Below are 23,804 nucleotides of genomic sequence, written 5' to 3' on the forward strand. Positions count from 1 at the left end.
AAGTCGCTCACTTGGACTCCTCCAGCTCCGGCGCGCGGCTCAGCAGCGAGCCGCCCCACTGCTCGGTCAGCGCCGCCTCCAGCGCGGCACCCACCCGATACGGCCGGTCGTCGGCCATCGCGGGTGCCATCACCTGCAGGCCCACCGGCAGGTTGTTCGAGTCCACCCCGACCGGAACGCTCATCGCGGCACCACCGGACAGGTTCGACGGGATGGTGCACAGGTCGGCGAAATACATCTGCATCGGGTCGTCAACCCGCTCCCCGATCTTGAACGCCGTGGTGGGCGTGGTCGGCGAGACGAGCACGTCGACCTGCTCGAACGCGGCCTCGAAGTCGCGGGTGATGAGAGTCCGCACCTTCTGCGCCTGGCCGTAATAGGCGTCGTAGTAGCCGGAGGACAGCGCGTACGTCCCAATCATGATCCGGCGCTTGACCTCGGCTCCGAAGCCGGCCGCACGGGTCAGCGAGGTGACCTCCTCGGCCGACTTCGTCCCGTCGTCGCCGACCCGCAGGCCATAACGCATGGCGTCGAAGCGGGCCAGGTTGGACGAGCACTCGCTGGGGGCGATCAGGTAGTACGCCGGGAGGGCATGCACGAAGTGCGGGCACGACACCTCGACGACCTCGGCGCCGAGCTTGGTCAGCAACGCGACCGCCTCGTCGACGCGGGCGCTCACATCGGGCTGATAACCATCGCCGGCGAACTCTCGTACGACACCGATCCGCATGCCACTCACGTCAGCCGCCCGGGCGGCCTCGACGACCGGCGGGACCGGTGCGTCGATCGACGTGGAGTCCATCGGGTCGTGACCGCCGATGACCTCGTGCAGCAGCGCCGCGTCGAGGATGTTGCGGGTGACCGGGCCGGCCTGGTCGAGCGACGAGGAGAAGGCGATCAGGCCATGACGCGAGACGCCGCCATACGTCGGTTTCATGCCGACCGTGCCGGTGACCGCACCGGGCTGCCGGATCGAGCCGCCGGTGTCCGTACCGATGCCCAACGGCGCCATCCTGGCCGCCACCGCCGCCGACGAGCCGCCGCCGGAACCACCCGGGATGCGCTCCAGATCCCACGGGTTGTGGGTCGGCCCGTACGCCGAATGCTCCGTCGACGAGCCCATCGCGAACTCGTCCATGTTCGTCTTGCCGAGGATGACGATGCCGGCCTCGCGCAGCCGCTTGACCACGGTCGCGTCGTACGGCGGGCGCCAGCCTTCCAGGATCTTGGATCCCGCGGTGGTGGGCACGTTCTTCTGGACGATCACGTCCTTGAGCGCGAGCGGCACCCCGGCGAGCGGGCCGAGCTTCTCGCCCTTGGCGATCCGCGCGTCGACCTCGTCCGCCTGTTTGCGGGCGCCTTCGGTGTCCAGGTGCAGAAAGGCGTGCACCTTGTCGTCGACCTTGGCGATCCGGTCGTAGTGGGCATCCACGACCTCCCGGCTGCTGACCTCGCGGCTGGCGATCTTGCTGCCCAGCTCAGCCGCCGTCAGCGCGGTCAGGTCGCTCATTGTTCGTCTCCCAGGATCTGCGGCACCCGGAAGCGCTGCTGCTCGGCCGCCGGCGCGCCGGCCAGCACGTCGTTGGCCGGCAGCGACGGACGCACTTGGTCCGGCCGCATCACGTTGGTGAGCGGCAGTGGGTGCGAGGTCGGCGGGATGTCATCCGCGGCGACCTCGGAGATCTGGGCGATCGAGGACAGGATCACGTCGAGCTGGCCGGAATAGTGATCGAGCTCGTCGTCGGTGAGCTCGATCCGGGCCAGCTTGGCGAGATGCTGAACCTCGGCTCGGGTGATGACGGACATGCTGATGCGGGCTCGCTTTCGTCCGTGAGCGATGGATCGATCACTCAGTTTACGGACTCACCCGTACCCGACCTCCACTGCATTACGCCCGGCTGGCTCAGCGGGCCGGTGCTGGCGTGGCCTCCAGGAACGCGGTGACGCTGGGGCGGAACATGAAGACCAGGGTGGCCACCACGAGGGCCACGATGACAAGGCCAATGAGCGTGGTCAGGATGACCGCCAGCGCACCGAAAGTGGCGGCGAGCGCGACGATCAGCACGATCGTGCCCAGCTGGATGAGGACCAGCACCGAACCACAGATCGTCGCGAGAGTCCGGCCGTAGCGGGCACGCCGTCGCAATGCCTGGGTCCCGGAGAACGTGCCGAGCGTCAACAACAGGCCGAGTACGCCAGAGGGGTTGCCGCCCAGCAGCAGGTTCACCACCATCACCAGCGCGGTCAGCCCCAGGGCGATCGCCATGCATCCGTACGCCTGATTGGCCTCTTGCGGAAGATCCTCAGGCAACACAGGTCGGGCCATCACAGCGCTTTCCTTCCTCGATGCGGATGCCCATCGTACGAACGACGGCGTGGGACCCCTCCCGAGCGAGAAAACTGGGAGTAGGTTCAGCTGCGTGGACGTGACTATCCCCACCTCGGCCGGATCCATCCACGGCTACCTGGCCGTGCCGCAGCCGGAGGTGTCCGGCGACGGGCCGTGGCCGGCCGTGGTGATCGTGCATGACGCCTTCGGGATGTCCGACGACGTACGGGAGATCGCCGACCGGTTCGGCACCGCCGGCTACTTCGCGCTGGTGCCGGACCTGTTCCATCGCGGCGGCTTCGTCCGCTGCGTCCAGTCGGTCTTCCGCCAGTTGCTTGCCGCGAAGGGCCAGGCCTTCGACGACATCGAGGCCGCCCGGCAGGAGCTGCTCTCGCATCCGAACTCCAACGGCAAGGTCGGTGTCGCCGGCTTCTGCATGGGCGGCGGCTTCGCGCTGGTCACCGCGGCCCGCGGGTTCGACGCGAGCGCGCCCTACTACGGACCGATGCCGCGGGACGAAAGCGCCTTCGACGACGCCTGCCCGATCGTGGCGAGCTTCGGCGGACGCGACTTCGGGCTGCGTGGGGCGGCCGCCAAGCTCGACCAGCTGCTGACCGAACGCGAGGTCGTACACGACGTCAAGGAGTACGCGGGCGCCGGCCACGGGTTCGCCAACCGCCTCCCCGTCGGCCCGTTCGCTCCGCTGATGCGGATCGCCGGCCTGGGCTACGACCACGACGCCAACCAGGACGCCTGGCGCCGGGTGCTCACCTTTTTCGCCACCCACCTCAGCTGAGGTCCGCAGCGCCCCGCACGGGTTAGGACGAGACAGCGCGCAGGAGCGGGAAGCGGCTGCCGTCGCGCAGCAGCAGCACGACGTCCTCGGGCGGCATGGGGTGAGCGAAGTAGTTGCCCTGGGCGCCGTTGCAGCCCAACGCGGCGAGGGCCCGCCAGGTCGGCTCGTCCTCCACGCCCTCGGCGACCACCGCGAGTTCCAGCGCGCTCGCGAGGTCGACGATCGAGCGTACGACCGCGGCATCATCGTCGTCGGACATCAGCCGCGAGACGAACGACGAGTCGATCTTGACCTCGCTGACCGGCAGCCGGCGCAGCCGAGTGAGGCTGCAGTAGCCAATGCCGAAGTGGTCCAGGCTGATGCCGACACCGAGGTCTTCCAGCGCATCCAAAGCGGCCTGCACGTTCTCCCGGCCGGAGATGCTGCTCGCGTCGTCGATCTCGACCCGCAGCCGGTCGGCCGGCAGCTGGTAGTGCACCAGCCGGCGGGCCAGGAAGTCGGCCAACTCGACGGACTGCAGGTCCCGGACGCTGATGTTGACGGCGACCCTCAGCTTCAAGCCGGCGTCCTCCCAGTCACGCAGCTGAGCGAGGCTGGTGTCCAGCATCCAGCGGGTCAGCTCGCCGATCAGCACCCCGCGCTCGGCCATCGGGACGAACTCGGTGGGCGCGATCCAGCCGAGCCGCTGATGCCGCCAGCGGACCAACGCCTCCACGCCGACCACCTCGCCGGAGCCAAGCTCAACCTGCGGCTGGTAGTGCACGGCGAGGCCGGCCGTCTCCGGGCCGGACTGCAGCGCCTCCCGCAGCTCGGTGAGGATCGCGCCGCCGATGCCTTCGGTGCTGTGGTCGGAATAGACGACGCTGTCCAGGCCTCGGGACTTCGCGGTGTACATGGCCGCGTCGGCGTGCTGGAAAATCGTGTCCACGTCCTCGCCATGCGCCGGGAAGAACGCGATCCCGATCGAGCCGCCAAGGTCGATGCGTACGGCCGCCTCGCCGTGCGGGCTGAACGGCGCGGCCAACGCGTCGGACACCCGGTCCGCCACCTCGGCGGCGGTCCACTGGTCGACCAAGCCGGGCAACAACACCGCGAACTCGTCGCCGCCGACCCTGGAGACGATGTCGTCGGCGCGTACGGACCGGGTGAGCCGGTTGGCCACGTCCTGCAGCAGTTGGTCGCCGACGTGATGGCCGAGGGTGTCGTTGACGCTCTTGAAGTGGTCGAGGTCAAGGAAAAGCACGCCGACGGACCGGCCGGTCTCGCGCGCGTCCGAAAGCGCCTGCACCGCGCTGTTGTAGAGCAGCTTGCGGTTGGCGAGCCCGGTCAGCTCGTCGTGCAGCGCCAGCCGCTGGTGCCGGTTGCTCACCCTCGCGTTCTGCTGCACAGCTATCAACGCGACCAACAGGAGCGGCAAATACCACGGGCTCTGCTGCAGCGCGATCACCACGATCGGGGCCAGCGCGAGTAACGCACCTTCACTGAAAAGGTGGTAACCAAAGGCGTAGAAGAAATGGCTGCGCAGGGTGCCGCCCATGTGCAGCTTCGCCATGATCGAGACCAGCAGGTCATTGGCCAGGAAATACGCCACCGCGGCGAGCACTATCGCCGGCAGCACCCGCGGGTGCAGGTCCAGCGGCGACCCCGGATGCCGGTCGGCCACCATCACGGTCAGGACGACGTGAGCGGCCGCCCAGCTGAGCGAGTACTGGCTGATGTTGAAAATCGTCCGGTAGATGGCCCGCCGCCGCGGCAGGTCGGCGAGCATGATGCCGATGATCTGAATGACGATCGCGGCACCGAGGCCCCAAAAGATCAGGACGGCGAAGACAAAAGTGGTCGACGCGACCAAACCGTTGCCCTGCGCGGTCGGCCGGCGACCGTCGGTGGCCATGGCCGCCACTGGCCAGAGTTCGCCAATCACCACCATTGCCGCGATAACCCAGAAGGAGGGCGGAAGTTTACCCAACGAGCCAATGTCGGTGGCCGCTCCGTACCTGATCACGGCCAGTGCGGCGAGCGCCGCCAGGCATACGAACAGCCAGAATCGCCACTCACGCCAAGAAGGCGTGAGGTCGCGCGGATCGGCTGTTGTCACCAAACCCCCATGACGCACATCAGGTCGCTCCCGCGACGATAGCGCGTCGATGCACGTGCACGCGCGGGCGCGCTTGTGGACTATTCCGGCGGATTCGCCGCCGGCGGGTTGAGGGTGACAGCGCGGGCTGCGTCCGGCCCATCCGCCAGCAACACCCCAAACCCGCTTTCATCCAGGACCGGCACCCCCAATTGGATCGCTTTGTCGTACTTGGAACCCGGCTTTTCGCCCGCTACGACGAAATCGGTTTTTTTGGAAACAGAGCCACTTGCCTTACCACCTCGGCCGAGAATGGCAGCTTTCGCGTCATCGCGGGAGAATTCCTCCAGCGACCCTGTCACCACAATGGTAAGGCCGGCGAGCGTACGTGGAATGCCTTCGGCCCGCTCGTCGACCATCCGCACCCCAGCTTCCCGCCATTTGCGGACAACCTCGCGGTGCCAGTCCACCGTTGCCCAATCGAGCAGCGCGGCCGCGATGGTCGGGCCAACCCCGTCCGCCTCGGCCAATCGCTCGGCGGGCGCTTGCAGAATCTCGTCCAGGTCACCGAATTCGGTCGCGAGGGCCTGCGAGGCGGTGGGTCCGACGTGCCTTATGGACAGTCCAACCATCACTCTCCACAGTGGACGATCTTTTGCCTCTTCCAAGTTATCCAACAATTTCCTGGCATTGGCGGTGAGCTCGCCGTCAGACTTCCTGGTAAACAGCTCAACCGTAACGAGCTTTTCCTCTGTCAGTGAGAAGAGATCCCCCTCGTCGGTCAGCACACCGGAATCCAGCAGCGCGACCGCCGCTTCGTAGCCCAGCACCTCGATGTCGAATGCGCCCCTGGAGGCAAGGTGAAACAGTCGTTCGCGCAGCTGGGCTGGACAAAACCTACTGTTCGGGCAGCGAATGTCCTTGTCGCCCTCGCGTTCGGGGCGCAGCGGGGTGTGGCATTCCGGGCACAATGCCGGCATCACGAACTCGCGCTCGGTGCCATCACGCAGATCCGCGACCGGCCCGACTATCTCCGGAATCACGTCGCCGGCCTTGCGCAACACCACGGTGTCGCCGATCAGCACGCCCTTACGGCGTACCTCGTCGGCGTTGTGCAGGGTCGCCATCTCCACGGTGGACCCGGCCACCTGCACCGGTTCCATCACGCCGTACGGCGTCACCCGGCCGGTCCGGCCGACGTTGACCCGGATGTCCAGCAGCTTGGTGTTGACCTCTTCCGGCGGATACTTGTACGCGATCGCCCACCGCGGCGCCCGCGACGTGGAGCCGAGCTGGCGCTGCAGCGCGACCTCGTCGACCTTGACGACCACGCCGTCGATCTCATGCTCGACATCGTGCCGGTGGACGCCGTAATACTCGATGAAGGCCTGCACCTCTTCGAGCGTGTCCACGACCTGGTAGCGGGTCGAGACCGGCAGCCCCCAGGCGCGGAGCTTGTCATACGTCTCGGACTGCCGCTCCGGCGCGAAGCCGCGACGCGCGCCCGTACCGTGCACCAGCATCGTCAGCGGCCGACTGGCGGTCACCTTCGGATCCTTCTGCCGCAGCGACCCGGCCGCGGAGTTGCGCGGGTTGGCGAACGGGGCCTTGCCGGCCTCCACCAGGCTCGCGTTGAGCTGCGCGAAGCCGGCCACCGGCAGGAAGACCTCGCCACGCACCTCAAGCAGCTCCGGCGGCGGTCCCGCCGCGGAGTCGCGGGCCAGCTCCACCGGCACCGCGTCAATGGTCCGAATGTTGAGCGTCACGTCCTCACCGGTCACCCCGTTGCCACGGGTCAAAGCCCGGGTAAGTCGACCATCCTCGTACAAAAGGTTCACCGCAAGTCCATCGATCTTGAGCTCGCAGAGAAAATGCGCCCGGGCGCCGATCTCCCGCTCCACCCGCTCGTTCCAGCTGGCCAGCTCGTCCGCCGAGAACGCGTTGTCGAGGCTGAGCATCCGCTCCAGATGATCGACCGCGGTGAACGCCGTGGAGAACGTGCCACCGACCCGTTGGGTGGGGCTCTGCGGGCTGCGCAGCGCCGGGTATTGGTCCTCCAGCGCCATCAGCTCACGCAGGAGATGGTCATACTCGGTGTCAGAGACGGTCGGCGCGTCCTTGATGTAATACGCGAACTGATGCCCGTCGATCTGCTCGGTCAACTCCGCCGCGCGATGCCGCGCCTTCGACGGGACCTCGGTGCCGGCCTCTGCCTGCTGTTCTTCTGCCACGACTGCATTGTGGCCGACGGGTACGACCTTCCGCCTCGCGGCAGCCTCCCGACCAGGCCCGGCGCGAAACTGTCGTACCCCTCCGGCAGATTTGCCCCCACCCAGTGACGGGTGGGGGGCGGGTTCGAGGACCAATGTTCAACTAAAAAATTAGGGTCCACCTCTCAACCCACCCCCCGCCCGTTCAAAGGGAGGGGGAAAGAAAAACAGACACCTACGACAATTTCGCGCACCAACCGGCGTGGCGCGGGTGAGAAAATCAGCCGGCGGCGAGGGCTCGGCCTACCTCTACGCAGCGTTTGAGTGCTGCCTGGGCGTAGTCGGCGCTCGCGCCGGCGAGGCCGCAGGAGGGGGTGACGGTGAGTGCCGCTGGCACTCGTTCCAGTCCGAAGCCGGCGCTGGTGACCAGTTTGCGGAGTTTGTCGGCGAGTACGTCGGCGGCTGGCAGAGTGGACGGGTCGGTGCCGTCGCCGGGGAGCACGCCGGCCATCAGGATGACGCCGGAGTCGATGTGTTCGGCGATCCTGTCCACTTCGGCGGAGTCCGCGAGGTCCAGCAAGGACATGTCGACGGCGACGGCGCTCACGCCGGTACGACGCAGCAGCGCCAGCGGCACGTCTGGGGCGCAGCAGTGGATGGCGGTCAGGCCGCCGGCGGCGGTAAGGACGGCCCGGAGGTCGCGCTCGACGACAGTGGTCTCGACCGGCGGAACCGTGCGGTAGCCGCTGGCCGTACGCAGCGAACCTTCCAGCACAGCGGGCAGGGTTGGCTCGTCAAGTTGGGTGACGATGGTCGCGCCGGGAACTCGGCGGCGCAGGTCCGCGACATGGTCGGCGAGCCCCTGGGCAAGGGACGCGACCAGCTCGGCGGTGGCGCCGTGGTCGGTGAGCACCCGCTCGCCGTTGCGCAGCTCGACCTGGCCAGCCAGGGTCCACGGGCCGGCGACCTGGATCTTGAGCGGGCCGCTGTAACCGTCCGCTTGCTCGGAGAGCGTGTCCAGGTCACGGGCCAACAGGTCGGCGATCCGGCGGGTGTCCCGGCCCGGCCGCGATGCCATCCGCCACGCGGTCACCGCGACCTCGACGGGCAGCTCGACCAGGATGCCGGTGGACCGCCCGATCAGGTCCGCGCCAGCGCCCCGGCCGGGCAACTCGGGCAAATGTGGGAAGTCCGGCAGCTCCCCCAGGACGGTCGCGGTCGCCTCGACCACATCGGTGCCGGGCATCGACCCGATCCCGGTCGCCGCCCCGACCGGCCAGCGGGCTGTCGGCGTTCCCGCCTGTACGGCCGCCGCCTCATCCCACGCCTGCTCATAAGTCATGCGGCCGCCAACTCTCGTACGACCGCGGCCGGATCGGCCACCTGCAGGAAGATTCGCTCAAAGCCGGCGCCGCCGTGCAGATCTATCGCGATCACCTCGGTTGCCTCGTGTATGCACCAAAACTGGACACCACCGTCAGCCAGTCGCCGAAACGTCCCCATCGTCATCACCCCAGGCCAACCCAACCACGCCCGCGCAGCGGCCGGAGGCCGCCCAGGTTCGTGGCGGTGGGGTGCCCGCCCTTTGGGCGCCCCGGCGACACGAACCGGACGCGCCGCCGCAGGAACTGCGGCCATCAACACTGCGGCCATCAACACGGTCACCGCGCCAGTCTGCCAGTAGCCCATCCGCCGGCGGTCAGTGCAGCGCCGGCTGGCCGGACCGCATGATGGTGGCCGATCCGAGCACGACATCCCCGGCGGCGTCGGGTCGATAGACGACCAGCGCCTGTCCGGCCGCCACCCCACGGGCTGGACTGTCCAAGGTGGCCACCACCTGATCGCCGTCCAGGCTGACGGTCGCGTCCATGGGCTCGCCGTGGGCCCGCAACTGCACCTGTGCCCGCACCGGAAAAGACGGCTGGACGCCGTCTGTCCACACTGGACGCTCGGCGCGCACTTCGGTGACGTCCAACGCATCCGCGGGTCCGATGTGGACAGTGTTGGAGACCGGCTCGATATCCAGCACATAGCGCGGTTTGCCGTCCGCCGCCGGCCGGCCGATCTTCAGTCCTTTGCGCTGCCCCACGGTGAACGCGTACGCGCCGTCATGCTCGCCGACCACCTCGCCGCTGGCCGCGTCCACGATCTCACCGGACCGCTCTCCCAGTGCCCGCCGCAAAAACCCGGCGGTGTCCCCGTCGGAGACGAAACAGATGTCGTGGCTGTCCGGCTTGTCTGCGACGGCCAGCCCGCGGTCGGCGGCTTGTTGGCGCACCTCGTCCTTGGTGATGCCCCCGAGCGGGAACATCGCGTGCCGCAACTGCTCGCTCGTACACACCGCCAGCACATATGACTGGTCCTTGCCGAAATCAACGCTGCGCCGCAACGTCGGCACACCGTCCACAGTGGACAGCCGGGCGTGGTGTCCGGTGACCACAGCGTCGAAACCGAGCGCGCGGGCCCGGTCCAGAACCGCGGTGAACTTGATTTTCTCGTTGCAGCGCAGGCACGGATTGGGCGTACGGCCGGCGGCATACTCAGCGACGAAGTCCTCGATCACGTCCTCGTGGAACCGCTCGGCCATGTCCCACACATAAAACGGGATGCCGATCACGTCAGCGGCCCGGCGGGCGTCGTGCGCGTCTTCCTTCGTGCAGCAGCCGCGAGCACCGGTTCGGTGGGTCTGCGGGTTGCGGGCCAACGCGAGGTGCACCCCGGTCACGTCGTGCCCGGCTTCGGCGGCGAACGCGGCGGCCACCGCCGAGTCGACGCCCCCGGACATGGCGGCGAGCACCTTCATAGCCCTTCCCTCCTGCTGCGAATCACTCCCCACCAGGGTAGCTGTACGAACGAGGGAGCTCAGCGGTCACGGTCCAGCCGCCGTCCACGGTTGGCCCGTACGCCAGCCGGCCGCCGTGTTCGGTCGCCTCGGCGGCCAGTCCGCGCAGCCCACGGCCCGGAGTCGGGCCGATCGACGGCCAGCCGGCCGCCGGTGGCCCGCTGCGGACCACCAGCCGGCAGTGCCGCGGCGCTGGCTCCACTCGTACGTCCACCGCGGTGCCCGGACCGGCGTGCCGCAACGCGTTGGTGGCCGCCTCGATGACGATCCGGCTGACCAGCGGGCCGGACGGCAGGTCCGGCACCGGAGCGATGTCGAGGCCGGCCCCTCGCAACTGCTCCAGGACGCCACCGAGGTCGGTGGCGTCCGGCAGCGGGTCATGTAGGTCCGCGAGGGTCGCCCGCACCTGCGCGAGGGCGTCCCGGCCAGCAGCCAGGATCTGGTCGACTCTCACGGCATCGTCGCTGGTCAGACGGCCAATCGTACGCACAGCCTCGGCTTGCACCAGCATCACCGTGACCGTGTGCGCAAGCGCGTCATGCAGCCGCCGGGCGATCACCTCCCGCTCCCGGGCCTGCGCGCGATGCTGGTGCGCCAACTGGATCTCGGCGCCGCGGCGGGCCTGCTCGGCCAGCAGCGCCGAGCGCTCGGCGCTGTGCCGATGCCGTTCGGCGCCGAGCAGCCACGCCACCCCGAAGATCACCAACGCCAGCACGCCACCTTCGGTCACGCCCGCGAACGTGGTCGCCGCGATCGTGACCACCGCCGTCGCGACCGCGCACAGGCCCCACCGCACCCAGCGGGAGCCATGCAGGGAAGCGGCATAGAGCGCCACCAGCACCGGCAGATAGATCAGCCGGGAAGCCCCCAGCAGCAGGTGGCCGGCAGTCGCCGCGGTCAGCACGACCAGCACTGTCGCGGGCATTCTCCGGCGCAGCGGCAGGGCCGCGATGCAGGCGATCGACAGAGCCAGGCTGACGGCGTCCCAGCGGCCCGCGTCGGCCCACGACCGCCAAGTGCCGGAAACCGCGAAAACCGCCGCCAACACCAGGACGAGAACTCCGTCCGCCAAACGCTCTCTCACGCCAGTCACCGTAGTCTGCGGGAGTGATCCGGATCCTGGTCGTCGACGACCATGCGCTGGTACGAGAGGGGCTCGCGCTGATCCTGGACGCGCAACCGGACCTGACCGTGGTCGGCCAGCTCGGCACCGGCACCGCGCTGCTCAACCGTCTGGGCGACGACGAGGTGGACGTCGTACTGCTGGACCTCCACCTGCCGGACGTCGACGGGCTCGACCTGCTCACGAAGATCCGCGGGCCGCGGGTGGTGATGCTGACAACGGTGGGCCGCCAGCACGAGATCCAGCGGGCACTCGCGGCCGGTGCGGCCGGCTTCGCGCTGAAGGACTCCAGCGGAGCCGAGCTGGCCGCGGCCGTACGAGCCGCCCACGCCGGCATTACCGCGCTGACCCCGTCCGCCGCCGAGCTGCTGTCCGGTGGGCCGGATCCGCTCGGTGCCCTGACCGCCCGCGAGCGCGAGATCCTGGACCTGCTCGGCGCCGGACTGTCCAATCAGGACATCGCCGGCCGGCTGACCCTTTCCGAGCGTACGGTCAAAACACACGTCAGCAACGTGCTTGGAAAACTCGGCGTCAGCAGTCGTACGCAGGCCGCGCTGATCGCCCAGGCACACACGTCCTAAGGCTGAGACAGCCTACATCCTTCGCCGCTTCCCAGCGAAGGTCCGCATGCGACAGGCTGGCCAAGTGGAAAAGAAAACCCCTTTGCGTCGACGACGGTTACTCATCGGCTCTGTCGCCGCGATCGTGGTGCTTTGCCTCGGCGCGTACGGCACCGTGCAACTTATGGATTCCCGTACGTTCCAACTGTTCGGCGGCCTGACCGCACGCGTGGAAACCACTCAGAAAGTGGTCGCGCTGACCTTCGACGACGGCCCCGATCCGGCCGGCACCGACGCGTTGCTCGCCACTCTCGCGCGCGAACAGGTGCACGGAACGTTTTTCCTGATCGGCAGCGCGCTGCAGAGATATCCAGAGCTGGGAAAGAAAATCGCGGCCGCCGGTCAGCAGATCGGCAATCACACATATTCGCATGAGCGGATGGTTTTCCGTACGCCCGGCTATGTCGCCGACAAAATCACCCGTACGGACGCGTTGATCCGACAGACCGGCTATCGGGGCGAGATCGATTTTCGGCCGCCAAACGGCAAAAAGCTCGTCGTCCTGCCATGGTATCTGGCGCAGCACAACCGCAGGACGATTATGTGGGACGTGGAACCGAATTCGTACCCGGAAATCGACCGCAGCGCCGCGGCCACCACCGCCTACACGGTTTCGCACGTACGGCCCGGATCGATCGTCATCCTGCATGGCATGTACGCCAGCCGGCAGCCCACCCGGGACGCGCTGGGCCCCATCATCGACCAACTCCGCGGCCGCGGCTACCGCTTCGTAACCGTCACCGAGTTGTTACAGCTCTCTACGTAAAACCCGTCAACCGGCCGGTCATAATCAGCGCCATGACCGAATCCCGGCGCCGCAACCCGTACTTCGTCGCGGTTCTCGGGCTGATGGGCACCGGTGCACTGGCCGGCACCCAGCTACTGCTGAACGGGTGGTTGTTCCTGGCACTGCCTGCGGTGGCTGTGGCCTTGCTGATGGTCAGTTGGTGGCCGGCGGCCCGGGCCGGCAACACGCGGCCGAGCCTGCTGTTGGTCACCGTCTCGACTGGCCTGCTGCTGGCGACCAGCTGGTTGGTCGAGACCTGGTCAGGCCGGGACTTCTACCGGTATCCCCTGACGTTGCTGGCCGCGGTCGTATTGGTGGCGGCCTGGTTCTGGCGCGATCGTGTCGGCCGCGGGATAGCCGCGGTGCCGGCCGTGGTTGCCGCCATGGTCCTGTTCCTTCTCACCAAAGGCTTCTTTTACGGATCGCTCGTACAGACGGTGTGCCCTACCCCGGACACCCGCTACTGCGGGTTCACGGTGGCGGTTTTCGGTCCGGTCGTGCTCAACGTGATTCCCTGGACGCTCGCCGGACTCCTCCCGCTTCTCGCGCTTCGCCTGATCAGCCGCCAGTGGCGCGGCGGGACCGTTCGACGGCCCCAGGAAGGGCTTTGACCAGCGCGTCGACATCAGCTGGCACGGAGGTGTGGCCGAGCGAGAATCGCAGCGACGAGCGGGCGCGGGCGGGGTCGGCGCCCATCGCGACCAGCACGTGAGAGGGCTCGGCGACACCGGCGGAGCAGGCCGAGCCGGTGGAGCACTCCACCCCGGCCGCGTCCAGCAGCATCAGCAGCGCGTCGCCTTCGCAGCCGGGAAAGGAAAAGTGCGCGTTGCCGGGCAGCCGGTCGGTCGGATCGCCGTTGAGGATCGCGTCCGGCACCAGGTCGCGTACGCGTGCGATCAAGTCGTCGCGCAGGGCCCTGACGCGCGCGGTCCGCTCCGGCTGCGAGCGTACGGCGGCGTCGACGGCGACCGAGAAACTGACGATGCCGGCGGTGTCCAGGGTGCCCGAACGCACGTCCCGCTCCTGGCCGCCGCCGTGCTGGACGGGAGTGGCGGCGACCTGGCGGCCGAGCACCAAGGCGCCGACGCCGACCGGGCCGCCGAGCTTGTGGCCGGTCAGCGTCAAGGCGTCCACCAGCGTCGGGTCGACCGCGACCTGGGCGACCGCCTGGACGGCATCGGTGTGGAAGGGAATGCCGTGCTGGTGCGCCAGCTCAGCCAGCTCCGGGATCGGTTGGACCGTCCCGACCTCGTTGTTCGCCCACTGCACGCTGATGACCGCGACTCTGTCGGCCCGCTCGGCGAGCGCGCCTTGGAGAGTGTCCACGGTCAACCGGCCGTACGCGTCCACCGGCAGGAACTCGCCGGCGGCCCGCTCGTGCTCGGTGAGCCACTCGACCGTGTCCAAGATGGCGTGATGCTCGATGGCGCTGGTCAGCACCCGCGTACGGGCCGGATCGGCGTCCCGCCGCGACCAGAAGATGCCCTTGACGGCCAGGTTGTCGCTCTCCGTACCGCCGCTGGTGAAGATCACCTCGCTCGGCCGGCAGCCGATCGCCGCCGCGATCCGCTCCCGCGACTCCTCCACCGCCCGCCGCGCCCGCCGCCCGCTCGCGTGCAACGACGAGGGGTTGCCGTGCTCCCCCAACGCCGCCACCAGGGCATCCCTGGCCTCAGGCAGCATCGGGGTGGTGGCCGCGTGGTCGAGATAAGTCACGTGGTCCAGCCTAGTCTGACACCGACATTCCCCAGGCCCGAGACGACTGAGCCGGCGTACGTCGTGCGTACGCCGGCTCAAACGCTGTTACCTGCCAGAAATCAGCCCTTTCGGGCGTTGATCGCCTCGGTGGCCTGCGGTACGACCTTGAAAAGGTCACCGACGACACCGAAATCGGCGAGCTCGAAGATCGGCGCCTCTTCGTCCTTGTTGATGGCGACGATGGTCTTCGAGGTCTGCATACCGGCGCGGTGCTGAATGGCACCGGAGATGCCGACCGCCACGTACAGGTTCGGCGAGACGGTCTTGCCCGTCTGGCCGACCTGGAACTGGTGCGGGTAGAAATCGGAGTCGACGGCGGCCCGGGAGGCACCCACCGCGGCGCCGAGCGAGTCGGCCAGGCCCTCGATGAGCGCGAAGTTCTCCGCGCTGCCCACGCCGCGGCCGCCGGAGACCACGATCGAGGCCTCGGTCAGCTCCGGCCGGCTGCTCTTCTTCTCCGACACCCGGTCGGCGACCTTGGCCTTCTTGGCCGCGTCCGAGACGCTCACCTCGACCGCCTCCACCGACGGCGTCGCCGCGGCCGGCTCGGCGGTGACCGCGTTGGTCGCGATCGTCAGGATCGGGGTTCCCTTGGTTACCTTGGATTTCACGATCACCGCGCCGGCGAAGACGACCTGCGTCGCGGTGCCGTCGGCGGCCAGCTCGGTCACGCCGGTGAGGAAACCGCTCTCGATCTTGACCGCGAGACGGCCGGCGATTTCCTTGCCGTCAGTGGTCGAGGCGAGCAGCACGGCTGCCGGGCTGGCCTGCTTGACCAGGCCGGCCAGCACCTCGGCCCGCGGCGCGACCAGGTAGTCGGTCACGTCCGCGGACTCGGCCGCGTAGATCTTCTGCGCGCCGTACTCACCGAGCGTGTCCTTGAGCTTGTCAGCGTCGCCGGCGGCGCCGAAGACGACCGCCGACGGCTCGCCCAGCGCGCGGGCCGCGGTCAACAGCTCGGACGTGATTTTCTTCGCCGCACCACCGGAGTGCTCAACTACGACGAGGACCTCTGCCATGAGGATGGATCCTTCCTGAATCTATGGTGGCTACGGGTCAGACGATCTTCTGGGTGGCGAGGAACTCGACCAGCTTGCTGCCGCCATCGCCCTCGTCCGGCACCTTCACGCCGGCGCCCTTGGGCGGCCGGCCGGAGAACTCCAGGACCTCGGACCAGGCGCTGTCCAGACCGACCTGGTCAGCGGAGACGCCGAGGTCGGACAGCGAGTACGTCTCCACAGGCTTCTTCTTCGCCTGCATGATGCCCTTGAAGGACGGGTAGCGCGGTTCGTTGATGGTGTCCCAAACGCTGACTATCGCCGGCGTGGTGGCCTCGATTACCTCGTAGCCGTCGTCGGTCTGCCGCTCGATCGTCAGCTTGTCGCCGTCCACGGTGAGCTTGCGGGCGCCGGTCAGCTGGGCGATGCCGAGGCGCTCGGACAGCATCGCCGGCAGTGCGCCGGTCTGCCCGTCAGTGGATTCCGCACCCGCGATGACCAGGTCGTACTCCAGCTTGCCCAGCGCCGCCGCGATGATCGCCGAGGTGGCAACCGTGTCCGAACCGTGAATCGCGGGGTCGCTGACGTGGACGGCCTTGTCCGGGCCCATCGACAGCGCCTTGCGGATTGTCTCGGTGGCCTTCTCGGGGCCGACCGTCAGCACGGTGACCTCGCCGCCGTGCGCCTCTTTTAGCTTCAATGCCTCTTCGATCGCGTATTCGTCCAGCTCACCGATGACGAGGTTGCCGGCGTCGCGGTCGACGGTCTTGTCGTCTTGTCGAAGGTTGCGCTCAAGTCCTGAGTCAGGCACCTGCTTGACGAGTACGACGATGTTCACTGCTGGCTCGACCTCCTACCGGCGCTGACCACTGAGTTGTTCGTACGACGTTATTCCTACGACCACCGTGTGCGGCACGCCTCACCCGGGTGCCCCGAGGCTTCCGCTTCCTGGGGGCAGGGTCAACGTGCAGCGGTTGTTGCATTCGCCACCCACATGTTACTTACCAGTAGCTACCTGGGCACCTGCCGGAAGTATGGCTCATCTCACGACACCCGGCTCCCCAGGACGCGCGCAAGCCCACAAGGGAAGGTATCTGCCTCGGTTCTGGAGTGGCTCGCCTCCGGCGGCGTCAGCGGGTGGTGCGGAACCGGTGCTGATAGGTCGATGGCGAGACGTTGTGGGTCGCGTGGAAGGCGCGGCGGAGTGATTCGTCGCTGCCGAAGCCACTGGCACGGGCAGCGCTGGTCACTGTCGTACCAGCCTCCAGAAGTGCGCGGGCGGCCTCCAGACGGACCCGTTCGAGGTAGTGACCCGGCGTGGTGCCCAGCTGGTCGCGGAACAGGCGGCGCAGATGGCGCGGGGTCATGGTCGCGGCGCGGGCCAGGGACTGGGCGGTGTGTTCCTCGGCCGGGGCGGCCGCGACCAGGTCGATGACCTGCCGCAGCCGCTGGTCCTGGACGGGCGGCAGCTCCGTACGGACGGAGAACTGCGACTGTCCGCCGGGACGGCGCAGAAACACGACCAGTTCGCGGGCGACTTCGCGGGCGAGGTCGGGACCGTGGTCCTCCTCGACGAGCGCGAGCGTCAAATCGATGCCAGCCGTCACTCCGGCACTGCTGACGAACCGCCCGCTGCGGATGAAGATCGCGTCGGGTCGCACGTCCACCTGGGGAAACTGGGTCGCCAACGCCGACGCATATCGCCAATGAGTGGTGGCTTGGTGGCCGTCGAGCAGGCCGGCGCGGGCCAGTACGAACGCGCCGGTGCAGACCGACGCGACCCGGGTCCGCGGGGAGACCAGCGTCGTCAGCAGCTGCCGCGCCTGAGTATCAGCGGGCAGCCTGGTCAGGTCGTCGGCGCCGGTGACGATCAGGGTGTCGAGCCGACCGGCTGCCTCGACAGGGGTGTCGCAACGAAGCCGTACGCCGGCCGAGGTGACCGGTTCGGTGTGTGGCCAGCCGATCAGCGTGACGTCGTAGTCGGCACCGCGAGCGCGGGCGGCGGCCAGTACGTCGACAGGACCCGACACGTCGAGTAGCTGAGCGCCGTCAAACACCAGCACCCCGACCCTTGCCATCGGTCGCCTCCAGAGGTCCGTATCTGTGGGATAGCTGTCCGGCCGGACATGGCCGGGCCCAGCGTACGCGGCCGAGGATGACGGTGTTCAGCACGAACGCAAGCGAGGGAGAACGACCATGACCGAGACGATTGCCGGCGTGAGCATCCCGGATACCCACCTCGTGCGGGAAGCCACCGAGTTGGTACGCGCGGTTACTGACGAGCTGCTCTACCACCATTCGCGCCGAGTGTTTTTGTTCGGTGCCCTCCAAGGCCAGCGGCGCGGGTTAAGTCCGGATCTGGAATTGCTGTACGTCGGCGCGATGTTCCACGACCTCGGGCTCACCGAGAAGTACGCCTCGACCGATCTCCGATTCGAGGTGGACGGCGCCAACACCGCTGCGCGGTTCCTCACCGAACACGGCGTGCCCGCCGACGCTGCCCGCAAAGTGTGGCTGGGCATCGCATTGCACACCACGCCCGGCGTTCCGGAGTTCCTCGAGCCCGAGACCGCGCTGGTCTCCGCGGGCGTGGAGACCGACGTACTGGGCATCGGCTACCGCGACCTGGACCCCGGGCTGGTGGCCGAGGTGACGGCAGCGCATCCGCGGCCGGAATTCAAGAAGCAGATCCTGGCCGCGTTCACCCGTGGCGTCATCAACCGCCCGCGGACGACCTTCGGCACGGTCAACGCCGACGTACTTGCCCATTTCGATCCATCGTTTGTCCGGGAGGACTTTGTGGACACGATCCTGCGCAACGAATGGCCCGAATAACAGCGAAAGGGGTCAGCAGCCGACCAAGTCCGTGACGAAAACGCGGCAGGTTTCCCGCATGGTGGCCAAGGACATGCTGGGTGAGCGCAAAAGCACCTGCATGGCAAGACCGTCGACCATCCCGACCAGCATGTTCGCCAGCCGCACCGGGTCGCCGGCGCGGGCCGTGCCGGCATCCTGGGCGGCCTTGATGACCTCGGCCACCAACTGCCGCCACTGGCCGTACAAATCCTCGTTCACCCGCCGCAGAGCCGGATCGCGGATGCCCTCGGCCCACAGCTGCGCCCACACCCGCCAGGCCCGCAGCGATTTTCCGGAAGACGGCAGGTAAGACTCGACAATCTCCTGCAGCAACTCCAACGGTTCCCGCGTCGACTCACGCATCCACTGCCGGCGTGCCAGCGACTCCTCGAAATTGAAGACAAAAGCAGCGTCGACCAGCTCTTTTTTCGTTTCGAAGTAATAGTGTACGGTCCCGGTGCTGACGCCGGCCGCGGTCGCCACATCCGCCACCCGAAGCTGCTGGAGGCCGGATTTCGCGATCACCGCACAGGTCGCGTCCAGAATCTGCTGGCGGCGCTCGACTTCCACACTGGGGCGCGGCATCGCGTTACCCGAGGTTCCGGGAGATCACCAGGCGCATGATGTCAGAGGTGCCCTCCTCGATCTCCTCCAGCTTCACGTCCCGCATCCATTGCTCGACGGGGAATTCCCGCGAATAGCCCCAGCCACCGAGCGTCTGCACGGCCGCCCAGGTCACGAACATCGCCGTTTCGGAGGCCGTCAGCTTGGCCATCGCCGCGAGGCCGGTGGCTGTCTGGCCACTGTCGATCACCCGGGCGGCATGGTGGACGAGCAGCCGGGCCGCCTCGATTTTGGTGGCCATGTCGGCCAACCGGAAGGCGACCGCCTGATGCTCGATGATCGGTACGCCGAACTGCCTGCGTGTTTTCGCATAGTCCAAGGCGAATTCGTACGCGGCCCGGGCCGCACCGAGCGCGGCCGCGCCGAGCACCACCCGGGAGACATCGAAGGTCCCCATCAGGCCGCGAAAACCCTGCCCTTCCTCACCTAACCGGTCTTCCGTCGGCACGTACACGTCATCGAGAAAGATCTCCCGGCAGACGATCGCCCGCTGCCCCATCTTGCGCATCGGCGCACCGAAAGTCATTCCCGCGGCCGGCTTTTTCAGCAGGAACGCGGTAACACCACCAGATCGCTGACTAATATCGGTCTTGGCGAAGATGACGTAGACCTCCGCGGCGCCGGCGTTGGAGATCCAGGTCTTCCGGCCGTTGAGCCGATAACCGCCTTCGACCTTGGTCGCGGTCGTACGAATCGAGGCCGCGTCCGATCCGGACTCCGCCTCGGTGGTGGCCAACGCGGTCATCGGCGCGTCCGCGCCGGACAGCGGGGTGAGCCACCGCTTCCGCTGGTCCTCGGTGCCCAGCATCAAGATCGGGTCAGCGAAAAAACCGTTGGAGCACACCAAATTCCCGATCCCCGGATCACCCCAACAGAGCTCCTCCTGGACCAGACACTGGGTGAACACATCGGTGATCCCGCCGCCGCCATATTCCGCTGGCAGCATGAAATCGGCGATGCCGACCTGCGCCGCCTTCTGGAAGATGTCGACCGGGGTGACCACGTCCGCCTCATCCACTTCACGGCCGCGCGGACGAATCTCCCGACGAGCGAAGTCCTGGCACAGCTGGACAATCTGCCGCTGTTCGTCGGTCAACGGCCAGGCCGGGATCGTCATGACCGTCCTTCTTCCGGTACGAGCAGTACGTCCACCGCAAGCACGCCGGCTGGGCCGACCCGGACCGGGTTCAGCTCCAGCTCCGCGAACTCCAGCGGCAGCTGGGAAATCTCGGCCACCAGCCGGGCGAGAGCGACGACATCGGTCCGCGCACGACCACGCCAGCCATGCAGCAGGGGCGCGCAGCGCAGCCGGTCGATCATCGCGGCGGCTGTCTCCGGCGACACCGGCGCCAGCTCCACCGCAAGGTCCCGCTGCAGCTGGGCGGCCGTACCACCGGCGCCGATCGCCACCACCAGACCAAAATCCGGGTCCCGGCGGACGCCGACCAACATTTCGACCACGTCCTCCCGCAGGTCCTGCTCCTCCACCACATATTCGCCATCGCCGAGTCTGGCGCGCATCTGCTCGTACGCGGCGGACACCGCGTCCCGGTCCGCCAGTGCGACCCGAATGCCGCCGACCTCGGTTTTGTGGTCCAGCCAACCGGCTTTCAGCACGTACGGCGGCGACAACGTGTCGTCGACAAAGGGAAAGAGCCGGGCGGCGGGGAAGGGGATGCCGTACGCCGACAGCGCTTCGCGGGCCGCCCAGTATCCGCCGGGGATCCTGGTCGTACGCACCGGGCCTGCCGGCCTTTCTCGTTTCACATCTTTAAAATCAGCCAACCGAGCGAGCGCGAACACCGCGGCCTCGATGGTCGGGAAGGCCGGCACGCCGACCTCCCAGAGCTCCTCGGTGACCGGGCCCTGGCTGCCCATCGTGTGCACGACGAGCGGTTTTCGGTAAGTGGCGGCGATCTTCCCGAGCCGCTGCGCGACCTCCAGCTCGCGCTCAGCGAGCGTCGGCGTATCCGAGCCATAACAACCGAAATAGCCGGTCAGGATGGCCCCGTCGACCTCGTCGGTGGCGAGCGCCCGATCGATGGTTTCGGCATAGCTGGCCAACTCCCGCTCGCCGGCACCGGCCAGATCCACCGGATTCACGTGGGCCGCGGCCGCCGACAGCACAGAGCCGATGCTTTCCGAGAGAGCGGACGAAAAGCTTGGCACCGACAACCCAGCGCCAGCGGCCTGGTCGGCGGCGATGCCACCCTGTCCGCCACTGTCTGCCACGATCGCGACCCGCCGACCAGCCGGGATCGCCGTGCCAGCAAGGAAGGCACGGGCCGCCGTGACTAGCTGGGCCGGCGTCTGCACCCGTACCACCCCGGCCGCCCGACAGGCCGCGTCGACCACGTCCAGCGACGACGTGAGCGATCCGGTGTGCGAGCGAGCCAACCGGCTGCTCGCCGCGCTGGCACCCACGGTCAAGACGACCGTCGGCTTCCCGGCGGCCCGTAATTCGCGCAGGGTCTCGAAAAGTGCCTCGCCGCCGGCGAAACTCTCCAGATAGAGCGCGATCATCCTGGTCAGCCGATGGTTTACCAGATCAGCCAGCATTTCCACGGCCGTCACGTCCGACTGGTTGCCGACCGACACCAACCGGGCGATCCCGATCCCTTGGCGCGCCCCAAGAGTCGCGATCTCCGAGCCAATCTGCCCGCTCTGCGAGACGATCGCGAGCGGCCCGGCGGTGAAACCGCCCCACGCCAGCCGCAGGTCACTGGCCGCGTCAAAGATGCCGAGGCTGTTCGGTCCGACCAGCCGAGCTCCGGCGGCCCGGATCCGGGCCGCCAGCTGGCGCTCGTCCGGCACCCCGGCGGCGATGCCGACAAAGCCGCGCACACCCATCTCAAGCGCCTCGTCGACGATCCGTTCGATGGCGTTGGCCGGCACACACAGCGCGACCAACTCCGGCGGCTCCGCGAGCTCGGACAGCCGCCGTACGCACCGCTGCCCCAGCACCTGCCCGCCGCCACGGTTCACCAGGTCGACGCGCCGCCGATGCCGCCCGGCAAGCGCGCCGGACGCCAACCAATGCCCCCATTTCGCCGGATCCGCGGAAGCCCCGACCACCGCCACCGACGCCGGATCCCGGAACACCTCCAGCCCCGTCCCGCTCGGCATCGCGGCCACTCCCGATCGATAAATAACTGATCCGTCAGTCAGTTATGGAGCCCGATCCTGGCCCTGGCAGCGGCGAATGTCAACCAGGCCTCAGCCCGAAGCCGGGATCCCCCATTACCCGCCGCCAATGAACCAGCGTCGGCGGCGCGATCGCGCGAATGTCCACGCGCGGGTTCCCGTTCGGCGCAGGCCCATCAGGCCCGGGCTTTTCCGCTGACCGTCTCGATAAACGGCCGGACCAGCGAGAGGAACCGGTCCGGTTCGGAAGCGAAGACGACATGTCCGGTGTCCAGCGTTTCCAGCTGGGATCCGGCCAGCGACTGGTGGGTCGTACGGCCGGCACTGAGCGGGATCACCGGATCTCGCTCGCCCCAGACCAGCAGGGTTGGCGCGGTCAACCGGGCGGCCGCCGGCCGCAGGTCGAAATCGACAGTGGCGAAACTCTTCCACAGCGCCGCGTCGATCCGGGCGCCCTCAGCGGTTTTGGCCTTGTCGACAACCCGTCGGGCGATCGCGCGGTCGAAATCGGTACGCACCTTCATATAGCTGGGCACCATTCGCGGCATGACCAAGTGATTGACCGCTTTTACTCCCAGTAGCCGACAACAGGCCCTGGTCACGATGTTCTGCGCGATGAAGCCACCAGCGTTGACCAGCACCAGCCCGCTCACCTGGTCCGGGCGGTCGATGGCAAGTTTCGCCGCCGCATATCCACCGACGGAATTCCCGATAAAGACAGCGGGTGGCAGGCCTCGTACCACTTCGGCCAGGACGTCGGCGAAAAGTCGCGCGCTGAGCCGCGCTGGCGCCGGGTCGGACTCACCGTGCCCAGGCCAGTCCACCGCGATGACCTTGTGGTCGGCCGACAGCGGCTCGGCGATCAGGTCGAAATCGGTGTGATCGTGCAGCGCCGCATGCAACAGCACTATCGGCGGGCCGGCGCCGCGCTCGCGGTAGAACACCCGCCCGGCAGTGGTCGACACGTACGGCATGGGATCCCCTCTCGAGTTTCAGTGACCGACTGGTCGGTCACTGAAACTGTACCAGTGGGTGACCGGTCGGTCAGTGGGCTATCCTGGAGGCATGCCAACAAGGCAAGCAGCTGCCGAACTGACCCGCGAGGCGTTGCTGGACGCCGGCCTCGCCGTCGCCGAGCGACATGGGCTGGGCGGAATGAGTGTGAACCGGATCGTCACGCAGGCGGGCGTCGCGAAAGGCACGTTCTACGTGCATTTTCCCGATCGCAGCGCATTTCTGAGCGCGCTGCACGGCAATTTCCATGATCGCGTCACGGTGGCGGTGACCGCGGCGACGGCCGGACTGGAGCCGGGATTGGGCCGGCTCCGGCAGGGCATGACGACCTATCTCGACGCGTGCCTCGCCGCCCGCGGAGTGAAGGCCCTACTACTGGAAGCCCGCAACGATGACTCGGTGGCCGCTGAGGTGGCGCTGCGCAACGATGCTTTCGCGCAGTTCGCGGCGCCAGACCTGCGGGCGATGGGGTGGCGGCAGCCGGTCGCCGCCGCCCGGCTGCTGATCGCGATGGCCGCCGAAACAGCGCTGGTCGAGCTGGTCAACGGCCGCCGCGACTCGACCAGCCGGCGGGTCCTCTGGCAGCTGGTCGAGCGCGCCGACCTGACCTGAGCCAAAACGGCCGC

Annotated in this window: 23 protein-coding genes; 6 read left to right on the plus strand and 17 right to left on the minus strand. The window is 67.9% G+C overall.

Going from position 1 to position 23,804, the window contains the following annotated elements:
- Nucleotides 1-7 precede the first annotated feature (7 nt).
- From gatA to ABD301_RS17945, 3 genes are all read right to left on the minus strand, one after another.
- Nucleotides 8-1,510 carry an Asp-tRNA(Asn)/Glu-tRNA(Gln) amidotransferase subunit GatA gene (gatA, locus tag ABD301_RS17935; protein ID WP_344311386.1) on the minus strand — a complete coding sequence of 501 codons (1,503 nt, stop codon included), beginning with the start codon at nt 1,508-1,510 and terminating at the stop codon, nt 8-10.
- Nucleotides 1,507-1,806: an Asp-tRNA(Asn)/Glu-tRNA(Gln) amidotransferase subunit GatC gene (gene gatC, locus ABD301_RS17940; protein ID WP_163567569.1), complete on the minus strand. Its 300-nt coding sequence runs from the start codon at nt 1,804-1,806 to the stop codon at nt 1,507-1,509. The genes gatA and gatC overlap by 4 nt, the downstream gene beginning before the upstream one ends.
- Nucleotides 1,807-1,903: 97 nt before the next feature.
- On the minus strand, nt 1,904-2,329 hold the full coding sequence (locus tag ABD301_RS17945) for a hypothetical protein (RefSeq protein WP_163567568.1): 426 nt from the start codon (nt 2,327-2,329) through the stop codon (nt 1,904-1,906).
- Between the two features lie 91 nt (nt 2,330-2,420).
- Between ABD301_RS17945 and ABD301_RS17950 the strand changes: the two genes are divergently transcribed.
- The gene (locus ABD301_RS17950) at nt 2,421-3,125 is read left to right on the plus strand and encodes a dienelactone hydrolase family protein (RefSeq protein ID WP_344311388.1); all 705 of its coding nucleotides are present in this window, start codon (nt 2,421-2,423) and stop codon (nt 3,123-3,125) included.
- 22 nt (nt 3,126-3,147) lie between these two features.
- On the opposite strand, the gene ABD301_RS17955 is transcribed toward ABD301_RS17950, so the two are convergent.
- The 6 genes from ABD301_RS17955 to ABD301_RS17980 all read right to left on the minus strand — a co-directional run bounded on the left by ABD301_RS17955 (nt 3,148) and on the right by ABD301_RS17980 (nt 11,338).
- The gene (locus ABD301_RS17955) at nt 3,148-5,223 is read right to left on the minus strand and encodes a putative bifunctional diguanylate cyclase/phosphodiesterase (RefSeq protein WP_344311389.1); all 2,076 of its coding nucleotides are present in this window, start codon (nt 5,221-5,223) and stop codon (nt 3,148-3,150) included.
- An 80-nt stretch (nt 5,224-5,303) separates the two neighbouring features.
- Nucleotides 5,304-7,433 (minus strand): NAD-dependent DNA ligase LigA, encoded by a 2,130-nt coding sequence (gene ligA, locus ABD301_RS17960; RefSeq protein WP_344311390.1) that lies wholly within the window; start codon nt 7,431-7,433, stop codon nt 5,304-5,306.
- A 259-nt stretch (nt 7,434-7,692) separates the two neighbouring features.
- Nucleotides 7,693-8,754 carry a methionine synthase gene (locus ABD301_RS17965; RefSeq protein WP_344311391.1) on the minus strand — a complete coding sequence of 354 codons (1,062 nt, stop codon included), beginning with the start codon at nt 8,752-8,754 and terminating at the stop codon, nt 7,693-7,695.
- On the minus strand, nt 8,751-8,915 hold the full coding sequence (locus ABD301_RS17970; protein WP_344311392.1) for a hypothetical protein: 165 nt from the start codon (nt 8,913-8,915) through the stop codon (nt 8,751-8,753). Before ABD301_RS17970 ends, ABD301_RS17965 begins: the two co-directional genes overlap by 4 nt.
- Nucleotides 8,916-9,111: 196 nt before the next feature.
- Nucleotides 9,112-10,215, minus strand: coding sequence for a tRNA 2-thiouridine(34) synthase MnmA (mnmA, locus tag ABD301_RS17975; RefSeq protein WP_344311393.1), 1,104 nt, complete (start codon nt 10,213-10,215; stop codon nt 9,112-9,114).
- Nucleotides 10,216-10,237: 22 nt separating this feature from the next.
- The gene (locus ABD301_RS17980) at nt 10,238-11,338 is read right to left on the minus strand and encodes a sensor histidine kinase (RefSeq protein WP_344311394.1); all 1,101 of its coding nucleotides are present in this window, start codon (nt 11,336-11,338) and stop codon (nt 10,238-10,240) included.
- A 23-nt stretch (nt 11,339-11,361) separates the two neighbouring features.
- On the opposite strand from ABD301_RS17980, the gene ABD301_RS17985 reads away from it, so the two are divergent.
- The 3 genes from ABD301_RS17985 (at nt 11,362) to ABD301_RS17995 (ending at nt 13,395) form a co-directional block, all read left to right on the plus strand.
- Complete coding sequence (locus tag ABD301_RS17985) at nt 11,362-11,958, plus strand: response regulator transcription factor (protein WP_163567563.1); 597 nt, start codon at nt 11,362-11,364, stop codon at nt 11,956-11,958.
- 64 nt (nt 11,959-12,022) lie between these two features.
- A complete protein-coding gene (locus tag ABD301_RS17990) occupies nt 12,023-12,763 on the plus strand; it encodes a polysaccharide deacetylase family protein (RefSeq protein WP_344311395.1) in 741 nt (246 codons plus the stop codon).
- 32 nt (nt 12,764-12,795) lie between these two features.
- Nucleotides 12,796-13,395, plus strand: coding sequence for a hypothetical protein (locus tag ABD301_RS17995; protein ID WP_344311396.1), 600 nt, complete (start codon nt 12,796-12,798; stop codon nt 13,393-13,395).
- Here ABD301_RS17995 and ABD301_RS18000 read toward each other — a convergent pair.
- From ABD301_RS18000 to ABD301_RS18015, 4 genes are all read right to left on the minus strand, one after another.
- On the minus strand, nt 13,343-14,509 hold the full coding sequence (locus tag ABD301_RS18000; protein ID WP_344311435.1) for a cysteine desulfurase family protein: 1,167 nt from the start codon (nt 14,507-14,509) through the stop codon (nt 13,343-13,345). The two genes, ABD301_RS17995 and ABD301_RS18000, sit on opposite strands and share 53 nt — an antisense overlap.
- A 92-nt stretch (nt 14,510-14,601) precedes the next feature.
- Nucleotides 14,602-15,561 carry an electron transfer flavoprotein subunit alpha/FixB family protein gene (locus ABD301_RS18005; protein WP_344311397.1) on the minus strand — a complete coding sequence of 320 codons (960 nt, stop codon included), beginning with the start codon at nt 15,559-15,561 and terminating at the stop codon, nt 14,602-14,604.
- Between the two features lie 37 nt (nt 15,562-15,598).
- Complete coding sequence (locus tag ABD301_RS18010) at nt 15,599-16,378, minus strand: electron transfer flavoprotein subunit beta/FixA family protein (RefSeq protein WP_344311398.1); 780 nt, start codon at nt 16,376-16,378, stop codon at nt 15,599-15,601.
- Nucleotides 16,379-16,670: 292 nt separating this feature from the next.
- Nucleotides 16,671-17,618, minus strand: coding sequence for a GlxA family transcriptional regulator (locus ABD301_RS18015; protein ID WP_344311399.1), 948 nt, complete (start codon nt 17,616-17,618; stop codon nt 16,671-16,673).
- A gap of 118 nt (nt 17,619-17,736) precedes the next feature.
- Here ABD301_RS18015 and ABD301_RS18020 point away from each other — a divergent pair, with 118 nt between their 5' ends.
- On the plus strand, nt 17,737-18,375 hold the full coding sequence (locus ABD301_RS18020; protein WP_344311400.1) for an HD domain-containing protein: 639 nt from the start codon (nt 17,737-17,739) through the stop codon (nt 18,373-18,375).
- A gap of 12 nt (nt 18,376-18,387) precedes the next feature.
- Here ABD301_RS18020 and ABD301_RS18025 read toward each other — a convergent pair whose 3' ends face one another.
- From ABD301_RS18025 to ABD301_RS18040, 4 genes are all read right to left on the minus strand, one after another.
- A complete protein-coding gene (locus ABD301_RS18025) occupies nt 18,388-18,981 on the minus strand; it encodes a TetR/AcrR family transcriptional regulator (RefSeq protein ID WP_163567558.1) in 594 nt (197 codons plus the stop codon).
- A gap of 4 nt (nt 18,982-18,985) precedes the next feature.
- Nucleotides 18,986-20,137, minus strand: coding sequence for an acyl-CoA dehydrogenase family protein (locus ABD301_RS18030; protein WP_344311401.1), 1,152 nt, complete (start codon nt 20,135-20,137; stop codon nt 18,986-18,988).
- Complete coding sequence (locus ABD301_RS18035) at nt 20,134-22,146, minus strand: acetate--CoA ligase family protein (RefSeq protein ID WP_344311402.1); 2,013 nt, start codon at nt 22,144-22,146, stop codon at nt 20,134-20,136. Before ABD301_RS18035 ends, ABD301_RS18030 begins: the two co-directional genes overlap by 4 nt.
- 194 nt (nt 22,147-22,340) lie before the next feature.
- Nucleotides 22,341-23,138, minus strand: a complete 798-nt coding sequence (locus ABD301_RS18040) for an alpha/beta fold hydrolase (RefSeq protein WP_163567557.1) — start codon at nt 23,136-23,138, stop codon at nt 22,341-22,343.
- A gap of 91 nt (nt 23,139-23,229) precedes the next feature.
- On the opposite strand from ABD301_RS18040, the gene ABD301_RS18045 reads away from it, so the two are divergent.
- The gene (locus ABD301_RS18045) at nt 23,230-23,790 is read left to right on the plus strand and encodes a TetR family transcriptional regulator (RefSeq protein ID WP_163567584.1); all 561 of its coding nucleotides are present in this window, start codon (nt 23,230-23,232) and stop codon (nt 23,788-23,790) included.
- Nucleotides 23,791-23,804 lie beyond the last annotated feature (14 nt).

The sequence above is a fragment of the Fodinicola feengrottensis genome, from assembly GCF_039530045.1.
In the GTDB taxonomy this organism is placed as follows: domain Bacteria; phylum Actinomycetota; class Actinomycetes; order Mycobacteriales; family HKI-0501; genus Fodinicola; species Fodinicola feengrottensis.

Bases quoted from the DNA above. Each gene is read 5' to 3' on its own strand.
- gatA (WP_344311386.1), bottom strand. From the start codon at position 1,510: ATGAGCGACCTGACCGCGCTGACGGCGGCTGAGCTGGGCAGCAAGATC.
- gatC (WP_163567569.1), bottom strand. From the start codon at position 1,806: ATGTCCGTCATCACCCGAGCCGAGGTTCAGCATCTCGCCAAGCTGGCC.
- ABD301_RS17965 (WP_344311391.1), bottom strand. From the start codon at position 8,754: ATGACTTATGAGCAGGCGTGGGATGAGGCGGCGGCCGTACAGGCGGGA.
- ABD301_RS17970 (WP_344311392.1), bottom strand. From the start codon at position 8,915: ATGGGGACGTTTCGGCGACTGGCTGACGGTGGTGTCCAGTTTTGGTGC.
- mnmA (WP_344311393.1), bottom strand. From the start codon at position 10,215: ATGAAGGTGCTCGCCGCCATGTCCGGGGGCGTCGACTCGGCGGTGGCC.
- ABD301_RS17995 (WP_344311396.1), top strand. From the start codon at position 12,796: ATGACCGAATCCCGGCGCCGCAACCCGTACTTCGTCGCGGTTCTCGGG.
- ABD301_RS18005 (WP_344311397.1), bottom strand. From the start codon at position 15,561: ATGGCAGAGGTCCTCGTCGTAGTTGAGCACTCCGGTGGTGCGGCGAAG.
- ABD301_RS18015 (WP_344311399.1), bottom strand. From the start codon at position 17,618: ATGGCAAGGGTCGGGGTGCTGGTGTTTGACGGCGCTCAGCTACTCGAC.
- ABD301_RS18020 (WP_344311400.1), top strand. From the start codon at position 17,737: ATGACCGAGACGATTGCCGGCGTGAGCATCCCGGATACCCACCTCGTG.
- ABD301_RS18025 (WP_163567558.1), bottom strand. From the start codon at position 18,981: ATGCCGCGCCCCAGTGTGGAAGTCGAGCGCCGCCAGCAGATTCTGGAC.
- ABD301_RS18030 (WP_344311401.1), bottom strand. From the start codon at position 20,137: ATGACGATCCCGGCCTGGCCGTTGACCGACGAACAGCGGCAGATTGTC.
- ABD301_RS18035 (WP_344311402.1), bottom strand. From the start codon at position 22,146: ATGCCGAGCGGGACGGGGCTGGAGGTGTTCCGGGATCCGGCGTCGGTG.
- ABD301_RS18040 (WP_163567557.1), bottom strand. From the start codon at position 23,138: ATGCCGTACGTGTCGACCACTGCCGGGCGGGTGTTCTACCGCGAGCGC.
- ABD301_RS18045 (WP_163567584.1), top strand. From the start codon at position 23,230: ATGCCAACAAGGCAAGCAGCTGCCGAACTGACCCGCGAGGCGTTGCTG.